General features: G+C 39.4%; 17 protein-coding genes and 1 pseudogene. All 18 read left to right on the top strand.

All coding sequences use genetic code 11. The features are described from left to right. The first annotated feature begins 6 nt into the window (after positions 1–6). The 18 genes and pseudogenes from tssH (at position 7) to QL984_RS07525 (ending at position 20,671) form a co-directional block, all read left to right on the top strand. A complete protein-coding gene (gene tssH / locus QL984_RS07610; protein ID WP_036955212.1) occupies positions 7–2,625 on the top strand; it encodes a type VI secretion system ATPase TssH in 2,619 nt (872 codons plus the stop codon). A gap of 220 nt (positions 2,626–2,845) precedes the next feature. Beyond that, the gene (locus QL984_RS07605; protein ID WP_013462973.1) at positions 2,846–3,325 is read left to right on the top strand and encodes a type VI secretion system tube protein Hcp; all 480 of its coding nucleotides are present in this window, start codon (positions 2,846–2,848) and stop codon (positions 3,323–3,325) included. A 73-nt stretch (positions 3,326–3,398) separates the two neighbouring features. Continuing rightward, positions 3,399–5,252, top strand: a complete 1,854-nt coding sequence (tssI, locus tag QL984_RS07600; protein WP_036955210.1) for a type VI secretion system tip protein TssI/VgrG — start codon at positions 3,399–3,401, stop codon at positions 5,250–5,252. Then, on the top strand, positions 5,252–5,611 hold the full coding sequence (locus QL984_RS07595) for a hypothetical protein (protein ID WP_036955207.1): 360 nt from the start codon (positions 5,252–5,254) through the stop codon (positions 5,609–5,611). The genes tssI and QL984_RS07595 overlap by 1 nt, the downstream gene beginning before the upstream one ends. A gap of 38 nt (positions 5,612–5,649) precedes the next feature. Further along, a complete protein-coding gene (locus QL984_RS07590) occupies positions 5,650–5,940 on the top strand; it encodes a PAAR domain-containing protein (RefSeq protein WP_036955205.1) in 291 nt (96 codons plus the stop codon). A 2-nt stretch (positions 5,941–5,942) separates the two neighbouring features. Continuing rightward, the gene (locus tag QL984_RS07585) at positions 5,943–6,968 is read left to right on the top strand and encodes a hypothetical protein (RefSeq protein WP_036955202.1); all 1,026 of its coding nucleotides are present in this window, start codon (positions 5,943–5,945) and stop codon (positions 6,966–6,968) included. Then, on the top strand, positions 6,965–7,810 hold the full coding sequence (locus tag QL984_RS07580; RefSeq protein ID WP_033102977.1) for a hypothetical protein: 846 nt from the start codon (positions 6,965–6,967) through the stop codon (positions 7,808–7,810). The genes QL984_RS07585 and QL984_RS07580 overlap by 4 nt, the downstream gene beginning before the upstream one ends. Then, positions 7,810–12,402 carry an RHS repeat-associated core domain-containing protein gene (locus QL984_RS07575; RefSeq protein ID WP_081875098.1) on the top strand — a complete coding sequence of 1,531 codons (4,593 nt, stop codon included), beginning with the start codon at positions 7,810–7,812 and terminating at the stop codon, positions 12,400–12,402. The genes QL984_RS07580 and QL984_RS07575 overlap by 1 nt, the downstream gene beginning before the upstream one ends. 2 nt (positions 12,403–12,404) lie before the next feature. Next, positions 12,405–13,622: an ADP-ribosylglycohydrolase family protein gene (locus tag QL984_RS07570; RefSeq protein ID WP_024602673.1), complete on the top strand. Its 1,218-nt coding sequence runs from the start codon at positions 12,405–12,407 to the stop codon at positions 13,620–13,622. A gap of 332 nt (positions 13,623–13,954) precedes the next feature. Continuing rightward, positions 13,955–14,398, top strand: coding sequence for a hypothetical protein (locus QL984_RS07565; protein WP_024602674.1), 444 nt, complete (start codon positions 13,955–13,957; stop codon positions 14,396–14,398). After that, positions 14,380–14,727, top strand: a pseudogene (locus tag QL984_RS18470) (hypothetical protein); the annotation flags it as partial. The gene QL984_RS07565 and the pseudogene QL984_RS18470, both read left to right, overlap by 19 nt. 168 nt (positions 14,728–14,895) lie before the next feature. After that, positions 14,896–15,684, top strand: coding sequence for a polymorphic toxin type 46 domain-containing protein (locus QL984_RS07555; RefSeq protein WP_290172306.1), 789 nt, complete (start codon positions 14,896–14,898; stop codon positions 15,682–15,684). A 5-nt stretch (positions 15,685–15,689) separates the two neighbouring features. Further along, positions 15,690–15,956, top strand: a complete 267-nt coding sequence (locus QL984_RS07550; RefSeq protein ID WP_036957303.1) for an immunity protein Tsi6 family protein — start codon at positions 15,690–15,692, stop codon at positions 15,954–15,956. After that, positions 15,956–16,270 carry a hypothetical protein gene (locus QL984_RS07545; RefSeq protein ID WP_036957305.1) on the top strand — a complete coding sequence of 105 codons (315 nt, stop codon included), beginning with the start codon at positions 15,956–15,958 and terminating at the stop codon, positions 16,268–16,270. The genes QL984_RS07550 and QL984_RS07545 overlap by 1 nt, the downstream gene beginning before the upstream one ends. Before the next feature lie 258 nt (positions 16,271–16,528). Next, positions 16,529–17,035 carry an RHS repeat protein gene (locus QL984_RS07540; RefSeq protein WP_128583194.1) on the top strand — a complete coding sequence of 169 codons (507 nt, stop codon included), beginning with the start codon at positions 16,529–16,531 and terminating at the stop codon, positions 17,033–17,035. A gap of 121 nt (positions 17,036–17,156) precedes the next feature. Continuing rightward, entirely contained in the window at positions 17,157–18,131 is a 975-nt protein-coding gene (locus tag QL984_RS07535; RefSeq protein ID WP_036955129.1) for a transposase, read from the top strand. A gap of 228 nt (positions 18,132–18,359) precedes the next feature. Next, positions 18,360–19,724, top strand: coding sequence for an RHS repeat-associated core domain-containing protein (locus QL984_RS07530; protein ID WP_036955128.1), 1,365 nt, complete (start codon positions 18,360–18,362; stop codon positions 19,722–19,724). A gap of 20 nt (positions 19,725–19,744) precedes the next feature. Further along, positions 19,745–20,671, top strand: a complete 927-nt coding sequence (locus QL984_RS07525; protein ID WP_036955125.1) for a hypothetical protein — start codon at positions 19,745–19,747, stop codon at positions 20,669–20,671. The last annotated feature ends 33 nt before the right edge of the window (positions 20,672–20,704 follow it).

The raw sequence follows: 20,704 nt of genomic DNA, 5'->3' as shown, positions 1-20,704 counted from the left end.
CAGCGTATGTCAACGATGACATTAAATAAATTAGTTGAAAAACTAAGTCCAGATTGTAGAAAAAGCTTAGAGGCAGCTGTTGCAATATGTAATAGCCGCAGCCATTTTACGGTTGAATTAGAGCATTGGTTGTTAGCTATGATTGAGCAGCAACTAGACGATGTTAGACTCATATTCGGTTCTTTCGATATTGATATTGATCAGGTAAAGCAAGATTTAAACCAATCACTAGAGTCATTTAAAACGGGCAGTGATTCATCGCCTAGCCTATCAGTGCATGTGACTACATTATTAAGGCAGTCATGGTTAAGTACCAGTATTGAGTTCACCGATGAGCAAATTCGTAGTGCTTACGTTATTTACACGCTCACAAAAGACGATACCTTGTCTAGTTTAGTAACGCGTTGTAGTAAGCTTTTCAATAATATAGAACCTGGACAACTGTTACACGCATGGCCTGAAATTGTTGCCCAATCGCAAGAACGTAATACCAGTACTGCAAGTGCTACAACACCTGCAAATGGTTCATCTAAAACACCAAGCTTAGATCAATTTACAGTTGATTTAACCGCTCAAGCAAAAGCGGGGAAAATAGACCCTATTCTAGGTCGTGATTTTGAAATACGTCAAATGGTTGATATTTTAACTAGACGTCGTCAAAACAACCCAATCTTAACGGGTGAAGCGGGTGTAGGTAAAACCGCTGTGGTTGAAGGACTTGCCCTAAGAATTGCCCAAAAAGGCGTACCTGCAGTATTACAAAACGTTAAGTTGCACAGCCTAGATTTGGCTTTGCTTCAAGCAGGTGCGGGCATGAAAGGTGAGTTTGAAAATCGCTTAAAGTCGTTAATTAACGAAGTTAAAAACGCTGTTGACCCTGTGATTCTTTTTATAGATGAAGCTCACACTATGATTGGTAGTGGCGGACAAGCGGGTCAAAACGATGCGGCTAACTTACTAAAACCTGCTTTAGCAAGAGGGGAATTACGTACAATTGCAGCAACAACGTGGGCTGAATATAAAAAGTTTTTTGAAAAGGATGCTGCACTAACACGTCGTTTCCAAGTGGTAAAGGTTGAAGAGCCAACGCCAGAAAAAGCGGTTGCTATGCTACGTGGTTTAGTTCCTGTTATGGAAAAGCATCATAAAGTGTTTATTTCAGAGCAAGCACTTGAAAGTGCGGTGCATCTATCGCACAGATACATTACTGCGCGACAACTTCCCGATAAAGCAGTTGCATTGTTAGATACGGCCTGTGCTCGTGTTGCTATGAGCCAAGCATCGACACCTAATGCGATTGAGCAGTTAATGAATAGACTTAGTGAAATTGAAGCGCAAGTTTTAATGTTAAATCGTGAGCAAAAAACCGGTTTAGATCACAGCGAACAATTATCAGCACTTAAATCTGAACTAGTTGAGATTGAACAGCAACTTGAACCATTAAATGAGCAGTTCAACGTTGAAAAAGGCATCGTTGCAGAATTAAACCAAGCGCTTGAATCGATTAACACAAACGATGCAGACTCTTCTGCTGAAGTACTTGAGCAGTTAAAAGAAAGCAAGCTTAAGCTAGCCTCGTATGAACATAATATGGTGCATTGGCAAGTTGATGAAGAGCTGATTGCACAGGTTATTTCTGATTGGACTGGTATTCCTGTTGGTAAAATGCATGAAGATGAAATTCATGGCATTTTAAATTTAGCTGCGCAAATGAAACAACGCGTAGTTGGCCAAGATCATGCGCTTGAACTTATGGCTAAAGTAGTACAAACCTCCCGTGCTCAGCTTGCAGATGAAAGTCGCCCTAATGGTATATTTATGCTGGCAGGCCCAAGCGGAGTGGGTAAAACAGAGACCGCACTTTCACTAGCACAAGAAGTGTATGGCAGTGAAGATAACGTAACGGTTATCAACATGTCTGAGTTTAAAGAAGAGCATAAAGTGTCATTACTACTTGGCTCACCTCCAGGTTATGTTGGTTATGGCGAAGGCGGTATTTTAACCGAAGCAGTAAGAAGAAAACCATACAGTGTAGTGCTACTTGATGAAATGGAAAAAGCCCATCCTGGCGTGCAAGATATTTTCTATCAAGTATTTGATAAAGGCACCATAAAAGACGGTGAAGGCCGAGACATCGACTTTAAAAACACCATCATCATTATGACCTCAAATGTGGGTACTGATACCACAATGAGCTTATTTGAAGATGAAGAAAGTAAGCCAAGTATTAAAGGCTTATTAAAAGCATTACAAGATGATTTATTAGGGGCATTTAAGCCTGCATTTTTAGGACGAATTAATGTTATTCCATATATTCCGTTAAGTGATGAAATTCTTACCCAGATTGCTGCGTTGCAAATTAGTAAAATAATTAAGCGTGTTAAAAAGCACTATGATGCGCAATTAACGTATAACGATGATGTGATTGAGCACATTATTGCAAATTGTCAAAATGCCGGATCGGGTGCACGAAATATTCACACCATATTACAGAATAAAGTACTACCTCTATTGTCTGAGATCTTGCTTTCAAGCATGGTTGAAGGTGAAAAAGTAACATCTATCTCATTGTTAATTAAAGATAATGAGTTTGATATTGAGTTAACTAAAGTTAATTCAAAATAACTTGTTTTTAAGGTTGTTTCTTTAGTTTTAGGGCATTATAATTCGTGTGTCTTATATAGAAACAAGGAATTTTTGAGACATTGTCTTCATCTAGGGAAAGGAATTCTGAAGACCTTTTCATTGCTGTTTTAAAGATAATGATTTCAAGGAATTTTGGGTAACCAAAGTAAACGAATCCACATAATGGATAATATTGTTTAATAAAAAGGAGCATTATCAAATGCAAGCAAATACATATTTAAAATACGGTTCAATCAAAGGCGAAACTACTGCTGAGTCTTTCAAAGATTTAATTACAGTTTTATCTTTAGATTGGAACGTTAGCCGTGAAATTAGCGCAGCGACTGGTACGGCGATGGATCGTGAATCTAGCTCTACTCGTTTAGGCGATGTGACTATTACTAAACTTCAAGATAAAGCATCTCCGGATCTTTTCAAAGAAGCAACTATTGGTAAAGGTCTACCTGCTGTTTTCCATATCACTAAACAAGGTGATAAAGTTGAAGAAATCATGAAAATCGAACTTACAGATGCCATGATCTCTAGCTACTCAGTATCAGTTCAAAACGACCGTCCAATTGAAACAATCACTATCAGCTACACTGAAATGATGATGACTGTTACACCTACTGACGACCAAAACAACATCACTGCACCACTTGTATATGGTTACAGCGGTGTTAAAGGTCAACAAATGTAATATTTGTTACCCGATTGTAGCTCTGGGCTTTGCCCAGGGCTTTTTTTGATCTTCAGGATGGGAAAAGCAAGGAATGCAAAAAGCAACACAAGATAAAAACGTAATTCAAATTAGTACTCCTGTTGGTAAAGACGCCCTTTATTTAACACGCTTCGTTGCGCAAGAAGCCATGTCAGATTTGTTTGTTATGTCGGTCAATATGTACACCATAGGCCAACAAATTGCACATGAAGATCTGGTTGGCAAGCCTGTTTCTATCAAGGTAAAAAATGCCGAGGGTGGCGGAGAGCGTTATTATCACGGTATTGTGAGTCAGCTTGTTTCTAACGGAAGCCGTACGGCGGATGTTGATGAGCAAAAAAATTACATTGATTATCAAGCTACCATTGTACCTTTTGCCGCTTCTATGCGTAATCGTAAAAACAGTCGCATTTTCCAAAAGAAAACAATTAAAGATATATTTGCTGATTTGTTTGGCCAACACAATGTGGCTTTTTCAGATAAAACCAGTAAAAACTACCCCAAATACGAATACTGTGTGCAATACCAAGAGTCAGATTTTGACTTTATCCAACGCTTATTACAAAGCGAGGGGATTTTTTACTTCTTTGAGCATACAAAAAGTAACCATACATTAGTTTTAGCAGATGATATTACCGCATATGAAATGTGTGGTGAGGCTAAAGTTGTTCATTCAACTGGCCATTTAAGTGAGTCTCATGTTTCGCGTTGGCAGGGCGGATTAAGCTTAGCGCCAGGTAGTTTCAAACGTTTGGGCTACGATTTTAAACAGCCATCGCGTTACCCTGATGCAGAGCAAGCAAATGCCGAGTTACCGACCCAATCGGTATCAGAAATTTTTGAATATACAGCAGAGTCAGAGTGTCATCCTCGCGCGGCTAATTTGGCATCTGTACAATTAGAGTCACTGCAAAGAGACATGAAGCTCTCAAGCGGGCGCAGTGACTGCCGCTCATTTTCTGTTGGTAAACTGTTTAGTTTCAAAAAACATGAAGACCCACGCCTTGAAGGTAAAACATTTGCTATTACCTCGATGATGACGTCGATTGTGGTACCAAACCAATCAGGCGCTGCACAAGCATCGAGTGAAGAAGTGTATTCTAACCACTTTGAATGTGTGCCAAAAGACATTCCATACAGAGCGCAAGTGAGCAAAAAGAAACCGGTTATCAACGGCGTACAAACAGCCATAGTAACGGGTGATAGCGCCGATGAAATTATGATTGACCAATATGGTCGCGTTAAGGTGCAATTTGATTGGGATCGTGAAGGTAAAAAAGACTCTAAAAGTTCATGTTGGATCCGAGTTGCACAAAACTGGGCTGGCAAAAAGTGGGGCGCCTTTTTCTTTCCCCGCGTAGGTCAAGAAGTTCTGGTTGATTTTATTAATGGCGACCCAGATCAACCTATTATAAGCGGTGCTGTTTATAATGCAGACCTAATGCCTCCGTACGCATTACCTGGTGAAAAAACGCAAAGTGGTATTAAAACCCGCTCAACTAAAGAAGGTGGAGCAGATAACTTTAATGAGCTCCGCTTTGAGGATAAAAAAGGCAGCGAGCTTGTGTATATGCAAGCCGAAAAAGATAAACAGCTTTACGTTAAAAACGATCAAAACGAAAAAATAGATAACGACCGTAATGTTGAAATTCTTAATAACGATAATCTCAAAGTCACAGCTAACCGTGTTGCTGAAATGGGTGAAAATGACACCTTAAAAGTCGGTAAAACACTTAATATTGAAGCGGGTGACGAAATAGTGATTAAAACAGGCTCGGCGCAAATTAAAATGAGCAGTAGTGGCAATATTACTATAGAAGGTACAAACATTGATATTAAAGGCAGTAATGTAAAAGTAGATGGCAGTGCCATTACCTTATCTGCTGGTGTAATTAAGTTAAATTAATGATGGAAATAGTCAATAACTTTCAATCAGGATTTAGAAACGGCATTGCAAATAACGGGCACGTTGTTTACTGCCGTTATGGTTTACCGCATTTAGTGTGTTTACCGATAAACAGGCCAGATGATCCATTACTAAGCCCAGCTTTAAGTCATTTAAAAGCCATGAATGGCTATTATGCACAGCAGTTTTTTATTCATTTAAGTGATGCACTTAATAGTGAAAATGTAATTTCAAACTTATATCAATATGCAACTCAAAGCGCTGTGGCACTTGCTGATCACAGTAAAGATGAGTTAATTGAAGAAATTTCGCTACTGGTAACCAGTAACAAGCTATTAGTTATCCCGCTTTATGAATAGTATTTCATAAACCAACAAAGACACGACAAGGAGTCAAAATGGGCAAACCCGCTGCTACAATTGGTCATATGCATGTATGCCCTAAAGTGACCGCTAAAGTTCCACATGTGGGCGGACCTATAGTTGCTGGCTCTGGCAATGTGTTAATAGGTGGTATGCCCGCTGCCCGCAAAGGCGACATGATAGTGTGTGTTGGCCCGCCAGACAGCGTGAAAACAGGCTCGGGTAGTGTTCAAATTAATGGTAAACCTGCGGCTAGAATGGGCGATGATAGTGGCCACGGCGGAAAGATCATCGTTGGCAACCCAACCGTTTTAATTGGTGGTTAACTTTGCTAACGACCTATTTAAGTGTTCATCAAGCACAATTACTACAAATTAGTAACGCTCAATTGTGCCCGTTTACGTGTGTAGGTCATGTTCGTTATTTAAGAAAAACCCTATTAGAAAGCTGCTGGGTAAACGCAAAAAACAATAATCAAAAAAATAACTTTGAATTGCCCACCACTGAGCAACTAGTCGAAATAATAACTAACACCAAAAACGATGAATTAGTTGCCCAAGCATGTATTGAAGTCATGGCTAACTTGCCACAAAATAAAAATATTATATTTATAAATGAATTACTTAATGAGCCAGCGCTGAGAGCCTTTTTTAAAATCATTATAAATAAAGTCGTTATTCAACAGCATAGCTTTAACTTAATTCGGCTATTAAATTTAAACACCTTGTTTTTTGCTTACAGTGCTGAGGAAGAGATTGCCCCGCAAACACTGGCAACGATAAATAAAATTACCAAGCTTGCGCAGCACCACGACTCACAGATACTAACGGCTATTTTTGATGCATTAAGTGAGCAAGCCCATCTATCACCCTTAATGTCGTTATTTTTGTTGTCGTTAAATTTTGAGCAAGTAAATAGCTTAAGCAATCATGCTAGTAATACCTTATCGGTTGATCAAACACTGCATATTTTATTACAAAGCGGTTTTGTAAAACTGATTGTTTTAGCTAATTCTTTATTACAACAAGTAGAGCAACCCGCGTTAATTATTGCGCTAATAAGACGCATGTTAGGTGATAAACTCGATCAGCTAGTGGAGTACGATATCCAGCGACTCGCTTGGCAAGGTGATGAAAGCGCGCTATTAGAGTTTCAGCAGCAGTTAAAACATAACTGGTCTAAATATGAAACCGCCCTGTCGAGTTTACGACTGATTGCAGGACACTCTCTTGATGAAGTGCCTAATGCCATTTATTTATCGGCCATGGATAGCTATAGCCAAGGGGTGTTTAACTTACATCGCTATTATCAACATCTCGCTGCCAATAAAGCTCAGGACGAGGTGGCATCATGAGTGCATTTTCAATCGAGATGACATGCTTTTCAGCCCCAAATATTAGCAGCGTAGATGCATTATTATTTGACGATAACAGTGCTGTTTTTAATGAGTTGCAATGGCAGTCTTGGGATGCATGTGTTTACGATTGCATAATTAAATCTAAAGAATTAATGGCAGAAGTTACCGACAGCACATTGCCGATGATTTGGTTACTACCGGCATTATCATTTCAAGATGAGCTCAAACAGTTATTAGCTCAAAGCTTACAACAGTTATACCCCGATCATAGCAGTGAGCTGATTTTTCATGGAACAACAGGTGCACACTCTGCTATAGCTTTGGCTGGTGAAAAAAAATGGCAAAAATTTAATGTAATTGCTTTAGATGCAACTTTTAAAGCAAATAAACAGCAACAGTTTGTATATCAAGGTGTAGGTGGTGCGTTGGCTGTAGTTGAAATGGTGCCTTGCGGGTGGTCGCAGGTAAGCCATGAGATTGCAGCATCTATTGATTTTAGCAAACATAATCAGCTAGCAGGTATGCTTACGCGATTAGCTGAACAAACAGAGAATAAGATTGATCTAATTTTTGCACCGGGAAATGGGGTAGATGATGATAGTTGGCTAAACAATTTACAGCTACTTACTAGCTTAATTGATGAGCACACATATTACGAACTACCCAATTATAAATTAGGGAAAATAGGCGCACTAGAAGGGTTAGTTAATTTGTACCAATTAACCACAAGCCCTGCAATTGTTGAGCATTTTAGTTATGCATTAATGCTCTCCCAAGAGCAAGCAAAGCATCAAGGTGCAGCATCATACTTATGGATAAGTGAGGAAGTAGACAGCTAATGCAAAGTAATACCGTTGTTTTACAAGGAATAAGTTACCCAATTTGCCTCGTCGCTGGTAAAGGTTCTGCGCCGTCGGGCTTTGTTGCTGTAGCAGCTAACACGCCTGAAAGTGCCAAAAATCAAATTGCGCAAATAGGCAGTGCGCTTACTAGCGACGCCGCTAAACGTTTAGACGTTATTAACTTGCTTAACCTTGCAGGAATAAGCTGTTCGCGCGGTGCGTCTGCACGTGAAACCGCGAGTGTATTAACCCAAGCTTTGGTTGCAGATAAAATTAGTTGTTATCACCAAAAAGCTAAGTCGGCCATTCAGGTAAGCGATAACACCAATAGCGGCGCAGCAGGTAAAAAGCCAAGTAGTAAGAGCAGTTCAACAGCCTCAGGTAAAAGTGCCTCTCAAGCGCCGGCTAAAAACAGTGGCGGTGCAAGGAATAATACCCCAAGTGAAGAACCTATCACCCAACAAGAATGTCGTTCTGATCCGGTTTCTATGCTCTCAGGTGAAGAAATACTGCCGCTTATTGATTTCACCCTAGCAGGGAGTAAACAATTAATTTGGCGACGCCTATACCGTTCATCGCATGCGGATGTATGCAGTGTAATGGGGAATGGTTGGCGACATGACTTTATGGTGCAGCTAACTGAGCACTATTTACCGCCACCTAAAGTAGGCCCAAAACAAAAAGGCACCTACTGGTTAGAATACCAAGATGAGCATGGCGCTAAACACCGCTTTGAAAAAGTAAAACCGGGGCAATCGAGCTATCAGCTAAGCAGTAATTTAGCGTTGCATTACCAAACTAATGGTAAGCAAGTATTGGTAACCCCAGATGATCAGCATCTTACGTTTAAAGCTGGCGAAAACTCATGGTTGCTCGAAAAAGTTATTAACGAAAAAGGCCAAAGTATTGGTTTTTATTACGATGCGAAAGAGCGCTTGCATCGCGTTGAGGTAAATAAAGCGCGTGGCTGTATTTTAAAATATAACCCGCAAGGGTTGCTGGCAAACATTTCGGCTTATCGTACAGGTGATAACAATAAGCCAGTATTACTAACGCCGTTTCTTGCGCAATATGATTATGATGAAAACAAAAACCTCATTCGTGCGACCAATCAGCAGGGTGAAACAGAGCATTATGGCTATAACGCCGCTAACTTATTAACTAAGCGTACCCGTGCCAGTGGTTTTAGCCATCATTTTGAATGGGACAGTTACTCATCGAGTGCTAAATGTATAAAACAGTGGGGCGATAACAACACCTATACGTATCAGTTTGAATATAATTTAGACGCTGGTGAAACAACTTGTATAGATTCGCGTGGCCACAAAGAACACTTTGTACATAACGCGCAAGGTAAATTAGTTAAGCACACCGACCCTAATGGTAATGTGTGGCACTACGGCTATAACGTACAAGGTCAAAAAATAACGGAAATAAAGCCTGATAGCAGTGAAATAAAATACAGCTATACGCCTTACGGCCAGTTAGAATCAATAACGCAGCCAGATGGCCGTGTCACTAAATTTGCTTACAACCAATTGGGTCAGCGTGTATTAACCACCTTGCCTGATGGTCAAACAATAACCCGTAAATACAGCGTAGCGGGTTTACTGCAAAGTGAAACCTTTGGCGACGGTCGCACCGTACTTTACAGCTATGACAAATTTGGCCAGCTAACCCAACACATAAATAAAGATGGTCAAGTCACTAAATTTGTATGGAACGAGCAAGGCGAGCTTTTAGCCAAACACCATAACGATGAGCTCATTCGCTACAGCTACGACAGTTTAGGCCGTGTAAATGCCACCATTAATAACGCAGGTTTGCTGACTCAATATAAATACAATGAGCACGGCCAGCTTGCGCAAACTATTGCCTTTGACGAAAAAGACCCCGAGAACAAACAGCATCAACATTTTAGTTACGATGATGCAGGGCGGTTAATTAGCTCGCAAAACAGTAAGGGCGATACCACCGAGCAACACTTTGAAGGGCTAAGCCAGCCACATTGTGTTATTCAGCCCGATGGCAGTGCACTGCATTTAACTTACGATAAAGAGCGCAACCTAACCGCCATTGAGCGTAGCGACGGCCATGTATACCGTATAAGCTATGACGCTAACGAAAACCCAACGCAAGTAACTGGGTTTGACGGTACGCTACAGCAATATAAATACGATGCTTGCAACCGCTTAACCTCGGTGACACAAAGCGATAAACGCCATGTAAAAATTGAGCGCGATAAATTAGGCCGCGTGATTGCGCAGCATGCCAGTTTGGCAACCGATAAGCACATCGTTAATAACGCCAATTATTACAGCTATAACCTGCAAGGTAAAATTACCCGTGCGCATAATGCACAATCCACCTTAAAGCAGCAGTTTGATAAAGGCGGGCGATTAGTACGTGCTGAGCAAGTGCATAACCAGCAACAAGCGCACACCTTAAAATACAGTTACGACGACTACGGCAGAAGGCAATCCCTGACCTTGCCAGATTCAAGTACGCTTAAATACAGTTACAATAAATTTGGCCAGCTAAGTGCGATTCATTTACACCAAGGCAACAGCACCACTGTTGAACTTGCAGCGCTCAGCTACGACAGCCAAGGCAATATTCAAACGCAAAAGTTTGGTAATGACATAACTCTTACTCAACAGTTTGATGTATTTAATCGCTTAACACGGCAGCAGTTAACCCATCCTGCGCAAGCGCTATTTGATACCTGTACGTACAATTACGACAGCGTAAACCAACTTATTGCGCGTAAAGAGCAAGGCGTTAGCAGCCACAATATTAATTTTGAGTACAACAGCCTTGGCCAGTTAATTCAGCAAAATCTAGTAAGTTCTGAGGTTGATACAACCACGCAATACCAGTGGGATAGCTTTGGTAACCCAGTTAGCCAGTCAAAAATTCAAAATAACGAATTAGCTGAGCAGCAAGCTACTCAGCACAATGATGATAGCGATGCTAATGACGCCAGCAATAAGGTTGAAAGTAATCAGTCAGAAAGCACAAATCACGTGCTTCACAGTGAGTACAGTGATTCAAGTACAGCAACGGTTGCTAGTGAGCTAAGCGAAGACGATAGGATTATTACAGGCATCACTGATGCAGACCGTTTAACCCACTTTGGCGACAGCGACTTTCATTATGATGAATTTGGTAACCAAATACGCGAAACCGGCAAAGGTATAAAAACCCGCCGTGAATACAACGCATTTAACCAGCTAAGTTGCTTTAACAACAACGGCACGCTCACCCAATACGACTACGACCCACTGGGGCGCCGTATTGCCAAGCACACCGAGCAGGGCAAAATTGACTATATTTGGGATAACGACCAGCTAATTGGCGAATACCAACACGGTGAATATACTTGGTATATTAACCTGCCAAATCAATTTCACCCAATAGCATTGATTAAAAAAGGCGAGGTGTACTTCTACCACCTAGACCAACTGAATACTCCACGTTTTGTAACCAACAACAAAGCAGAAGTCGTGTGGGAAAACCAAGCCGATGTGTATGGTTATGAAGGGCCAGAGGTAAGCACTACAAATAGCTTTACTCAGCCAATTCGTTTTCAAGGGCAGTATTTAGATGAAGAGAGCGGCCTACATTACAACCGCTACCGTTATTACAGCCCCAAACAACAACGTTTTATAAATCAAGACCCGATTGGTTTAGTGGGTGGAATCAATCATTACCAATATGCTCCGAACCCGGTTAATTGGGTTGATCCGTTTGGGTTAATGTGTAAAGAAGGTGAGAGAAAATTAAAAATAAGCTTAGAGAAAGCAGTTAACGAAGGCGTAATTAGTAGGGAGCTACAAAGAGATCTATTAGAAGCTGCACAAATTGGATTCATTACCCCAAAAGAGATTAAACAGAAATTAATTACAGGGAATCCAGCTTCGTTACTTATATTGAATGGGATGGAAAAGCCAAGCCCAATGACCACTCAATCTATAATTGACGAATGTATTGACGGACCACCTTCAGTTGATGAATTAATTAACTCAGACTTAGATATAGTGACCAGTTTAATTGGGAAAGAGGGGGAAGAGTTCAAAAATCACGTATTAATGAATTACCATTTAGATCCTGATATGAAGGCTTTAACTCGTGATGAGTTTTTATCACTAGCAGTATATACTACAGACCTTTACAAGCCTATTAATGCAGGTCTTCGAGGCTTTTCACCTGAGGATAAGGAAAAGTGGGCTCGGGTTGTTGCTGATACTGACCAAGCGTTAATTAAACTAGCAGAGAACTCAGCATTAAGGCATGAGGGACAGGTTATTCGTGGAGATGAATTCAGCGATGACTTATTAGAGGAACTGTTCCCTATTGGCGGCATACACCATGAAAAAGGTTTTAAAAGCTCATCGAGCAATTTAGATAAGCCTTTTAGTGGGAATACTAAAATAATGATAACTTCTAAAAGCGGGGTTAATATTGCCAATAATGCCGCAGTCAAGCCTGATGAGGAAGAAGTACTGTTTAAGTCAGGAACGAAATTTAAAGTTATTAGTCGTATTAAGGTAAATGGTACAAACTTCATAGAGTTGGAAGAGGTTTAAAAATGAGTGACAAAAAATATTATGATGATTCTGGTAAGTTAATTACCTCTTCCACAATAATTCGAATGTTAGAAATGGAAAACAAAATCCCTAATGATCTTCGATTTCCTTTTATGACAAATAAATTAAGTGGTTCTAGAGAGCCTCATAAAACACAATGGATGTCATCATATAATGTTTATCGCATCGCTGTTCCAAGGCCAACTGATGAGCAATGTAAAGAATACTATCAAAGAATTCAAGTTGATTATGATGATGACATCAATCGTTTCCGAGGGGCTTTGCTAGGATGCGCGTTAGGTGACTCTTTAGGTACAACGCTTGAATTTAAGGCCCCTGGAACATTTGAGCCGATTAATGATATTGTGGGTGGTGGGCCATTTAACTTGAAGGCAGGAGAGTGGACTGACGATACTAGCATGATGTATTGCTTAGCTCATAGCCTTGTTCGTACTAAAATTTTTGACCCAAAAGATCAAATGGATTTGTATTCTAAATGGTGGAAAGATGGTGTTTTTAGTGTTAATGGTAAATGTTTCGATATTGGAAATACCGTAATTCATGCACTGAAAAATTATGAACGAACAGGTGATCCTATAGCTGGTGATACAGATCCTAATTCAGCTGGAAATGGTTCGTTGATGCGTTTAGCACCAATACCGATTCGTTACTATTACAGCTTCGAAGACGCGATTAAATACGCTGCTTTAAGTTCTAAAACAACTCATGGTGCAGAAGAAGCAGTAGATGCGTGCCGATATTTTAGTGGGTTAATTTGGGGAGCTTTACATGGGGTATCGAAAGAAATTTTACTTGATGGCATTTACACACCTATTAATGACTATTGGGATAAAAATCCATTATGTCAATCTATTGTTAAATTGATAGTAGACGCTAAATATAAATCTAAAAGTGCTTCTCAAATACGTGCTAGTGGTTATGTTATGCATACTTTAGAGGCTGTTTTATGGGCGTTTTATCATTCTGATACATTTGAAACTGGTGCTTTATTAGCAGTGAATTTAGGTGAAGATGCTGATACTACCGGTGCTATATATGGACAACTCGCAGGAGCTTACTATGGAGAGCGTGTTATTAATTATCATTGGATTAAAAAAGTAAAAGAATTTCATGTTTTTTATTTAAAAGCCCAAGAGTTTAAAGAGTTGATTGCAACTGAGCGCAGTAATAAAAAATATGGAGCGGAAAGCAATAACTAATAGAGCAAAGTTATTACATTTATTAAAAGAAGAGATTGTTTACTTATCTATAGCTCTTATATTTGGCATTATGACGTATCTAAATCATGATATTCCGAACTCAGTTGAGATGTTTCTATATGTAACATTGTTTTTTCAGTTAATAATTTTAATAACTAACTGGAAAATAATATTTAGTAGTGATTGACTTAAGTTTTTTAAGAAAACAAAAATAACCTAAATACGTATCTAAAACGTAAAAATATAACGCTCTTTAAAAACATGGATATTTTAAAGCTTAGGCAATTTCCCTTAAGTTCTCTATGCTAATGAGGGCAAGGCAATCACTGACCTTGTCAGATTCAAGTACGCTTAAATACAGCTACAATAAATTTGGTCAGCTAAGTGCTATTCACTTACAGCAAGCCAATAGCACGGCTGTTGAACTTGCAGCGCTTAGCTATGACAGTCAAGGCAATATTCAAACGCAACAATTTGGTAATGACATAACCCTTACTCAAAAGTTTGATGTTTTTAATCGCTTAACACAGCAACAGTTAACCCATCCTGCGCAAGCGCTATTTGATACCTGTACGTACAATTACGACAGCGTAAACCAGCTGATTGCGCGTAAAGAGGAAGGCGTTAGCAGCCATAATATTAATTTTGAGTACAACAGCCTTGGCCAGTTAATTCAACAAAATCTAGTAAGTTCTGAGAACAAAAAACCACGCAATACCAGTGGGATAGTTTTGGTAACCCTGTTAGCCAATCAAAAATTCAAAATAATGATTTAACAGAGCAGCAGACTACTCAGCCAAATGATAATAGCGATGCTATCAATAAGGTTGAAAGCAACCAGTCAGCTAATACACCTAGTGTAATTCAAAGTGAGTATAGTGACTCAAAGTCAGCAACGCTTGCTAGTGACCTAAGCGAAGATGATAGGGTTATTAAAGGCATCACGGACGCTGACCGTTTAACCCATTTCGGGGATAGCGACTTTCATTATGATGAATTCGGTAACCAAATACGCGAAACCGGTAAAGGTATAAAAACCCGCCGCGAGTACAATGCATTTAACCAGCTAAGCTGTTTTAACAACAACGGCACGCTTACCCAATACGATTACGACCCACTCGGCCGCCGTATCGCCAAGCACACCGAGCACGGTAAAATTGACTACATTTGGGATAACGACCAGTTAATCGGCGAGTGCCAACACGGTGAATATACCTGGTATATCAACCTACCAAATCAATTTCACCCAATTGCGCTTATTAAAAAAGGCGAGGTGTACTACTACCACCTAGACCAACTGAATACTCCACGTTTTGTAACCAACAACAAAACAGAAGTAGTCTGGGAAAACCAAGCAGATGTATATGGTTATGAAGAGTCAGAGGCAAACACTACAAATAGCTTCACTCAGCCAATACGTTTTCAAGGGCAATATTTAGATATCGAGAGTGGCTTACATTACAACCGCTACAGCTATTACAGTCCAAAACAGCAGCGCTTTATTAACCAAGATCCAATTGGTTTAGTCGGTGGGATAAACCACTATCAATATGCGCCAAATCCGGTTAATTGGGTGGACCCGTTTGGGTTGAGTTGTAAGGAGGGCGAGCAAGAAGAAACGCCTATTGCTGATACTATTAAGCAACGTAAACTCGTGGCTTTTGAGTTTTATAAATCGCAAGGCTTTAAGGAAGAAGATATTCCGTCACATCTTACAGGAATTGATTTTGCTCACCCGGTAGAAAAAGTCATGATTGAGAGCGGTCAAGTCTTCTATCAGTTTCAATCACCCGGAGCACCACAAGGAAATTATTATTCAGATGATCCCAATATCACGCCAACTCAATTAGGCATAAGCCCTATGGGTACAAATAGAGCATTAAATAGTATAGAGCCTAAAATTAAAGGTGTTTATATTGCCCAAGAAGATACACCAGCCCTTAGAAGTAGAGCAAAAGCGGTTGATGACTTCTGGTCTGTTCGGGGGGAATCATATCCAACAGAAGGTGGTGGAACACAATATTTTACTGCTAATAAATTAGCTTTTAAAAAGAAGAGATAACTTAAATGAGCCGCTTGGAAACAATAGAAGAAGGTATATCTTTAACTGAGAAAAGGTTAAAAAACATTCCTGATTTTGATATTTATAAAAGCATTTTAAAACAACTACACTATTTACAGATGATATTGAACGGTTCTGAACCTGATCGAAGTAAATTAGAGAAAATAATTTTAGGGCATTTCGCAGTTCGTGAATTTGAAGAAAGTGACCTTGAATTTTCAGAAATATTAAAGAAGTGCCAAAATATCGCTTTTAAGTTAAGTATGGAGTAGTGAGAAAAGTTAGTAAGTTAGTACCTATTCCTGTCTCATTTGAAAAAATTAAAATACAGGATTACCCTAGTGAGGATGAGGCTGACTATTCACACCTAAAGCCAGTTGTAGATTTTTTAATAGGGCATGGTAATAAGTCTGTTAATGAATATATTTGGGGCATCAATAGAACTGGTTATTTTTGCCATTTAGAGAAAGATATAAATTTTGATGATCTAAGGAGAGTATTTAGCTTTCCTGATAGTATAAAAATAGATGAGGAAAAGAATACAATTGATTGCTTTAATACTTATACAGTAATAAAGACAGCTTAATCAAACAATCAATACTTTCATTTTAAATATAAGATAAAACGCTCTTTAAAAACATGGATGTTTGAAGGTTTAGGCAATTTTGCTTAAGTCTTTTATGGCTACGACAGCCAAGGTAATATTCAAACGCAAAAGTTTGGTAATGATGTAACCCTTACCCAACAATTTGATGTATTTAACCGCTTAACACAGCAGCAGTTAACCCATCCTGCGCAAGCGCTTTTTGATACCTGTACGTACAATTACGACAGTGTAAACCAGTTGATTGCGCGAAAAGAGGAAGTCGTTAGTAGCCATAATATTAATTTTGAGTACAACAGCCTTGGACAGTTAATTCAGCAAAATCTAGCAAGTGGTGAGAACACAAAAACTACCCAATACCAGTGGGATAGTTTTGGTAACCCAGTTATCCAGTCAGCGGTTAAAAATGATGAATTAACCGAGCAACAAAATGCTAAACCAAGTGATGCTAGCGATACTATAAATAATGTTGAAAGCACCCAGTTAGCTAACACAAATAACGTGCTTCACAGTGAGTATAGTGATTCAAGTACAACAACACTTGCTAGTGATTTAAGTGATAATGATGATGTTATTACAGGCATCACTGATGCAGACCGTTTAACCCACTTTGGCGATAGCGACTTTCATTATGATGAGTTTGGTAACCAAATCCGCGAAACCGGTATAGGCATAAAAACCTGCCGTGAATATAACTCGTTTAATCAGCTAAGTTGCTTTAACAACAACGGCACGCTCACCCAATAGATGAATAAACTAGACACCTGAATGAACTACACCTGAATGAACTGGACACCCATCCTAATTTTTGCAGTTTGGCTAACTAAGTACTAGGCTTTTATCAGTGCAAAAAAAAGCAGGGTGTCTTATGGCAATCGCAAGAAAGCGTCAAGTAAGTTTGGTTGATACAAAATATTACCACTGTATCTCGCGTTGTGTTCGGCGTGCTTTTTTGTGCGGTGAAGACCATTTTACAGGGCAATCTTATGAACATCGACGAGGTTGGGTTGAGGATAAGCTGCTTAAATTAGCCAAGATATTTTGTATTGATGTGTGTGCTTATGCTGTTATGAGTAACCACACGCACTTAGTGTTGTATGTTGATGATAAAAAAGCAAATAGACTGAATGATAAAGCAATTGTTATTCGCTGGCATAAACTGTGTAAAGGCACGTTACTCACGCAAAAATACATACAAGGTGAAAAGTTAAGTAAAGCTAAGCTTATCTTTTTTAATCAAACAGTCAAACAATATCGAGAGCGCCTATCAAGTATTAGCTGGTTTATGCGCTTATTGAATGAAAATATTGCTCGTAGAGCAAATAAAGAAGATAACTGCTCAGGCAGATTCTGGGAAGGTCGCTTTAAATCTCAAGCACTCCTTGATGAAGCCGCACTTGCGGCCTGCATGGCGTATGTAGACTTAAACCCCATCAGAGCCAAAATGGCAAATACACCAGAAGACTCTGACCATACGAGCGTTCAAAAGCGGCTAACATACGCAAAAAATGGCAAACAAACAAAAAAATTGCTCCGCTTTGCAGGTATGCCACGTCAAATAATGCCAAAAGGGTTACCGTTTGAACTTAAATCGTACCTTGAACTTGTTGAGTTAACAGGGCGAGTAATACAAGAGGATAAACGCGGGTATATTAATAATATGAACCTCCCTTTGCTAGAAAGGTTAAATATATCGCCAGAAAACTGGGTGAAACTGACTACGCAATTTACACGCGTATTTCATGGTGCAGTTGGCCGCCCGTCTTCACAAGCAAGTTACTGTGAAAATCTAAACAGAAAACGGCGAGCGGATCTTAGTAACTGTGAAAAGCTATTAGCATAAACTTTAAATTACTCATTAGAAAAAGTTGTTACTGCAATGGTGCAGTTGTTTCTATGCGTGTAATTTAGGTTTAAAGGTGATAATGGTTTATTTACTGGATGAAATGAAGTAACGCAGTCGTAAAATATTAATTATGAGCCTAAAAAAATAAATCTAGAAAAACAGCTTTGCTTGCAGAATTAGAGTGGATGTCTTGTTTGGTTTTTTGTCACCAACAACAAAGCAGAAGTGGTATGGGAAAACCAAGCCGATGTGTATGGTTATGAAGAGCCAGAAGCAGACGCTGACTTTAGTAAAGAAAATAGCTTTACTCAGCCAATCCGTTTTCAAGGGCAGTATTTAGATGAGGAAAGTGGTTTACATTACAACCGCTACCGCTACTACAGCCCAAAACAGCAGCGCTTTATTAACCAAGATCCAATTGGTTTAGTAGGTGGGATAAACCATTATCAATATGCGCCGAATCCGGTTAATTGGGTAGATCCGTTTGGACTTGCTTGTAAAGAAAATACATGGAATGAATTTCAAAAAGATCATAAAGGAATGTTTTCAAGTTCTTCGGAAGCCGCAGCAGCCTATAAAGATTTAGTTGAAAATATGTCTCCATGGCCTATTGGTTTTGATTATAAAGCGACCATAAGGGATATGAAGGTGGGAGAGACCTTCAGTATGATAGTTGACGATGGTAGTGAAGATATGCCAGGTAGGTTTGCCACATTCGACAATATTACGAATACAGAATATGGAAGGCAAAAACTAGCTATTAAAGAGTCATGGAAACCAACATTAGATAATGTTGTTACTTATGAAGTGCTAAGGCCATTTAAAGTATACGAAGGTCCTGTTGGCCCGCAAGTAGATAATGGGAAGTATCTCAAGGGTGGTGGTACGCAAGTTACTTTCGCAGATGATAAAGATTGGTCATCTGCACGCCCAAATAAATATAATGACTATACAGAAGAGCCAAAGTTAGATGTTAAGTCAAAAAGAGAATTAGCAGACGATGAGCTTGATCTTACAGACGAATCTGTCAGAAAAGCATTATATGAAAAGCATGGAGTGGTTGTTGGCCCTTATAAAAAATTACAAGGGATAACAAAGGAAGGCTACCAGCGGGAGCACTTTATTCCCCACTCTTGCTTCATGGAAAGATCTAAGTATGCAAAAGAAAAGCGCTCTAATGTACCAATAGGCAAAGACTTTGGTAATTACAATGAAGCTGATGCGATAACATACTTTGTATTTGATGATCAAAGTAAAGGCACTGAGCATAGGTACCTTACTGATGTTGAAAAAGACTATGCTAAATCGCTTGATAAAAAAGGCGAGTACGCCACAGTAAATGAATGGCTAGACCATATGGAGAGTGAGACGGCAAAGTCGCTTAGTATGGAGACAATTGAGAGGGCGCCAGGCGTATACGAGGCGAGGATCCCAGAAGAGGAAGCAGCTTTAGTGGCTAAGGCGATTCGAATAGATGCTGAAAACTACTTAGATAATGCAGGGGTTAATAAAGATGCCAAAATGTCTAATTTAGTTGGCGGTGGTGGTGTTCCTGATGATGATACCATTGAGATAGGCGAAGATTTTTAATGAATTTGGAAGTATAAATAATGCGTAATGATTATGAGATAGTACATGTAATTGATCTTAAGGTATCAAACCTTGGTGAGCATAGATTAATAACATATTACAATGAGGCGGATGCGTTAAATGCTGTAGGCGGTGTAAGCTTAAAGGAAAAAACACACGTTAAGACGTGTTTAGGTGCAAATTTTCAGCTTAACGCTATGTGGTCATCACAAAACGGTCATTTATGGGTTGTAGATGACCAAGGTGACGTATTTACTAATGCTAATATTAATTTTAAGCAGCCGCCTTTTGAGCGATTAAAATTTAATTCAGGTAGTTTTGATATTAAGTGGAATGTTACTGAAGTATTTAAAGGTCAGTTAAATGCAATTTGGGGAACAACAGACGAAGATGTATGGGTAACCTCCTTTGCAGGTCCTGCGTTTCACTGGGACGGTCAGTCTTGGACTAAGTACACACTTCCAAAAGCGCCAAATGCAATAGATGGCTCAGCTTCTGATGACGTATATGTTGTTGGTTATGATGGAAACATACATCATTTCGATGGGAATGAATGGTTGAAAATAACTTTACCTTCAGGCATACCGCAGCAAGATGCGTTCACTGATGTAAAAGTGCTTTCTCGAGACAAGGTTTTTATTACTGGTCGAAGTGGCTGTTTACTAGTAGGTAATGCAAAAAATGGCTTCACAGATATTGGGTCTGCTAAATATTCATGGTACGGAGTTGGGGCAATTGAAGAGCGTATTTTTCTTGCTGGTGGCGAGCAAGGTATATTTGAATTAATTGATGGGCAATTTGTATGTCTGAAAGATAAAGGGCAGCCTGTAGGTGTTTTTGAAACGCCTAACGCCATTAATTTTATACCTGCAGAGCAACAACCAAACCCCTGGTTTGTAAGGTATGAACCAGGGGTTAGCAGAGAGTGGACGAAAGTAAATACTTAAATAGCTAGCAAAACCTGATTCATATAAAGTCAA

It is taken from the genome of Pseudoalteromonas sp. APC 3495 (genome assembly GCF_030407645.1).
Lineage (GTDB): Bacteria > Pseudomonadota > Gammaproteobacteria > Enterobacterales > Alteromonadaceae > Pseudoalteromonas > Pseudoalteromonas tetraodonis.
The sequence above is the reverse complement of the archived record's forward strand: the minus strand, read 5'-3'. Positions and strand labels throughout refer to the sequence as shown.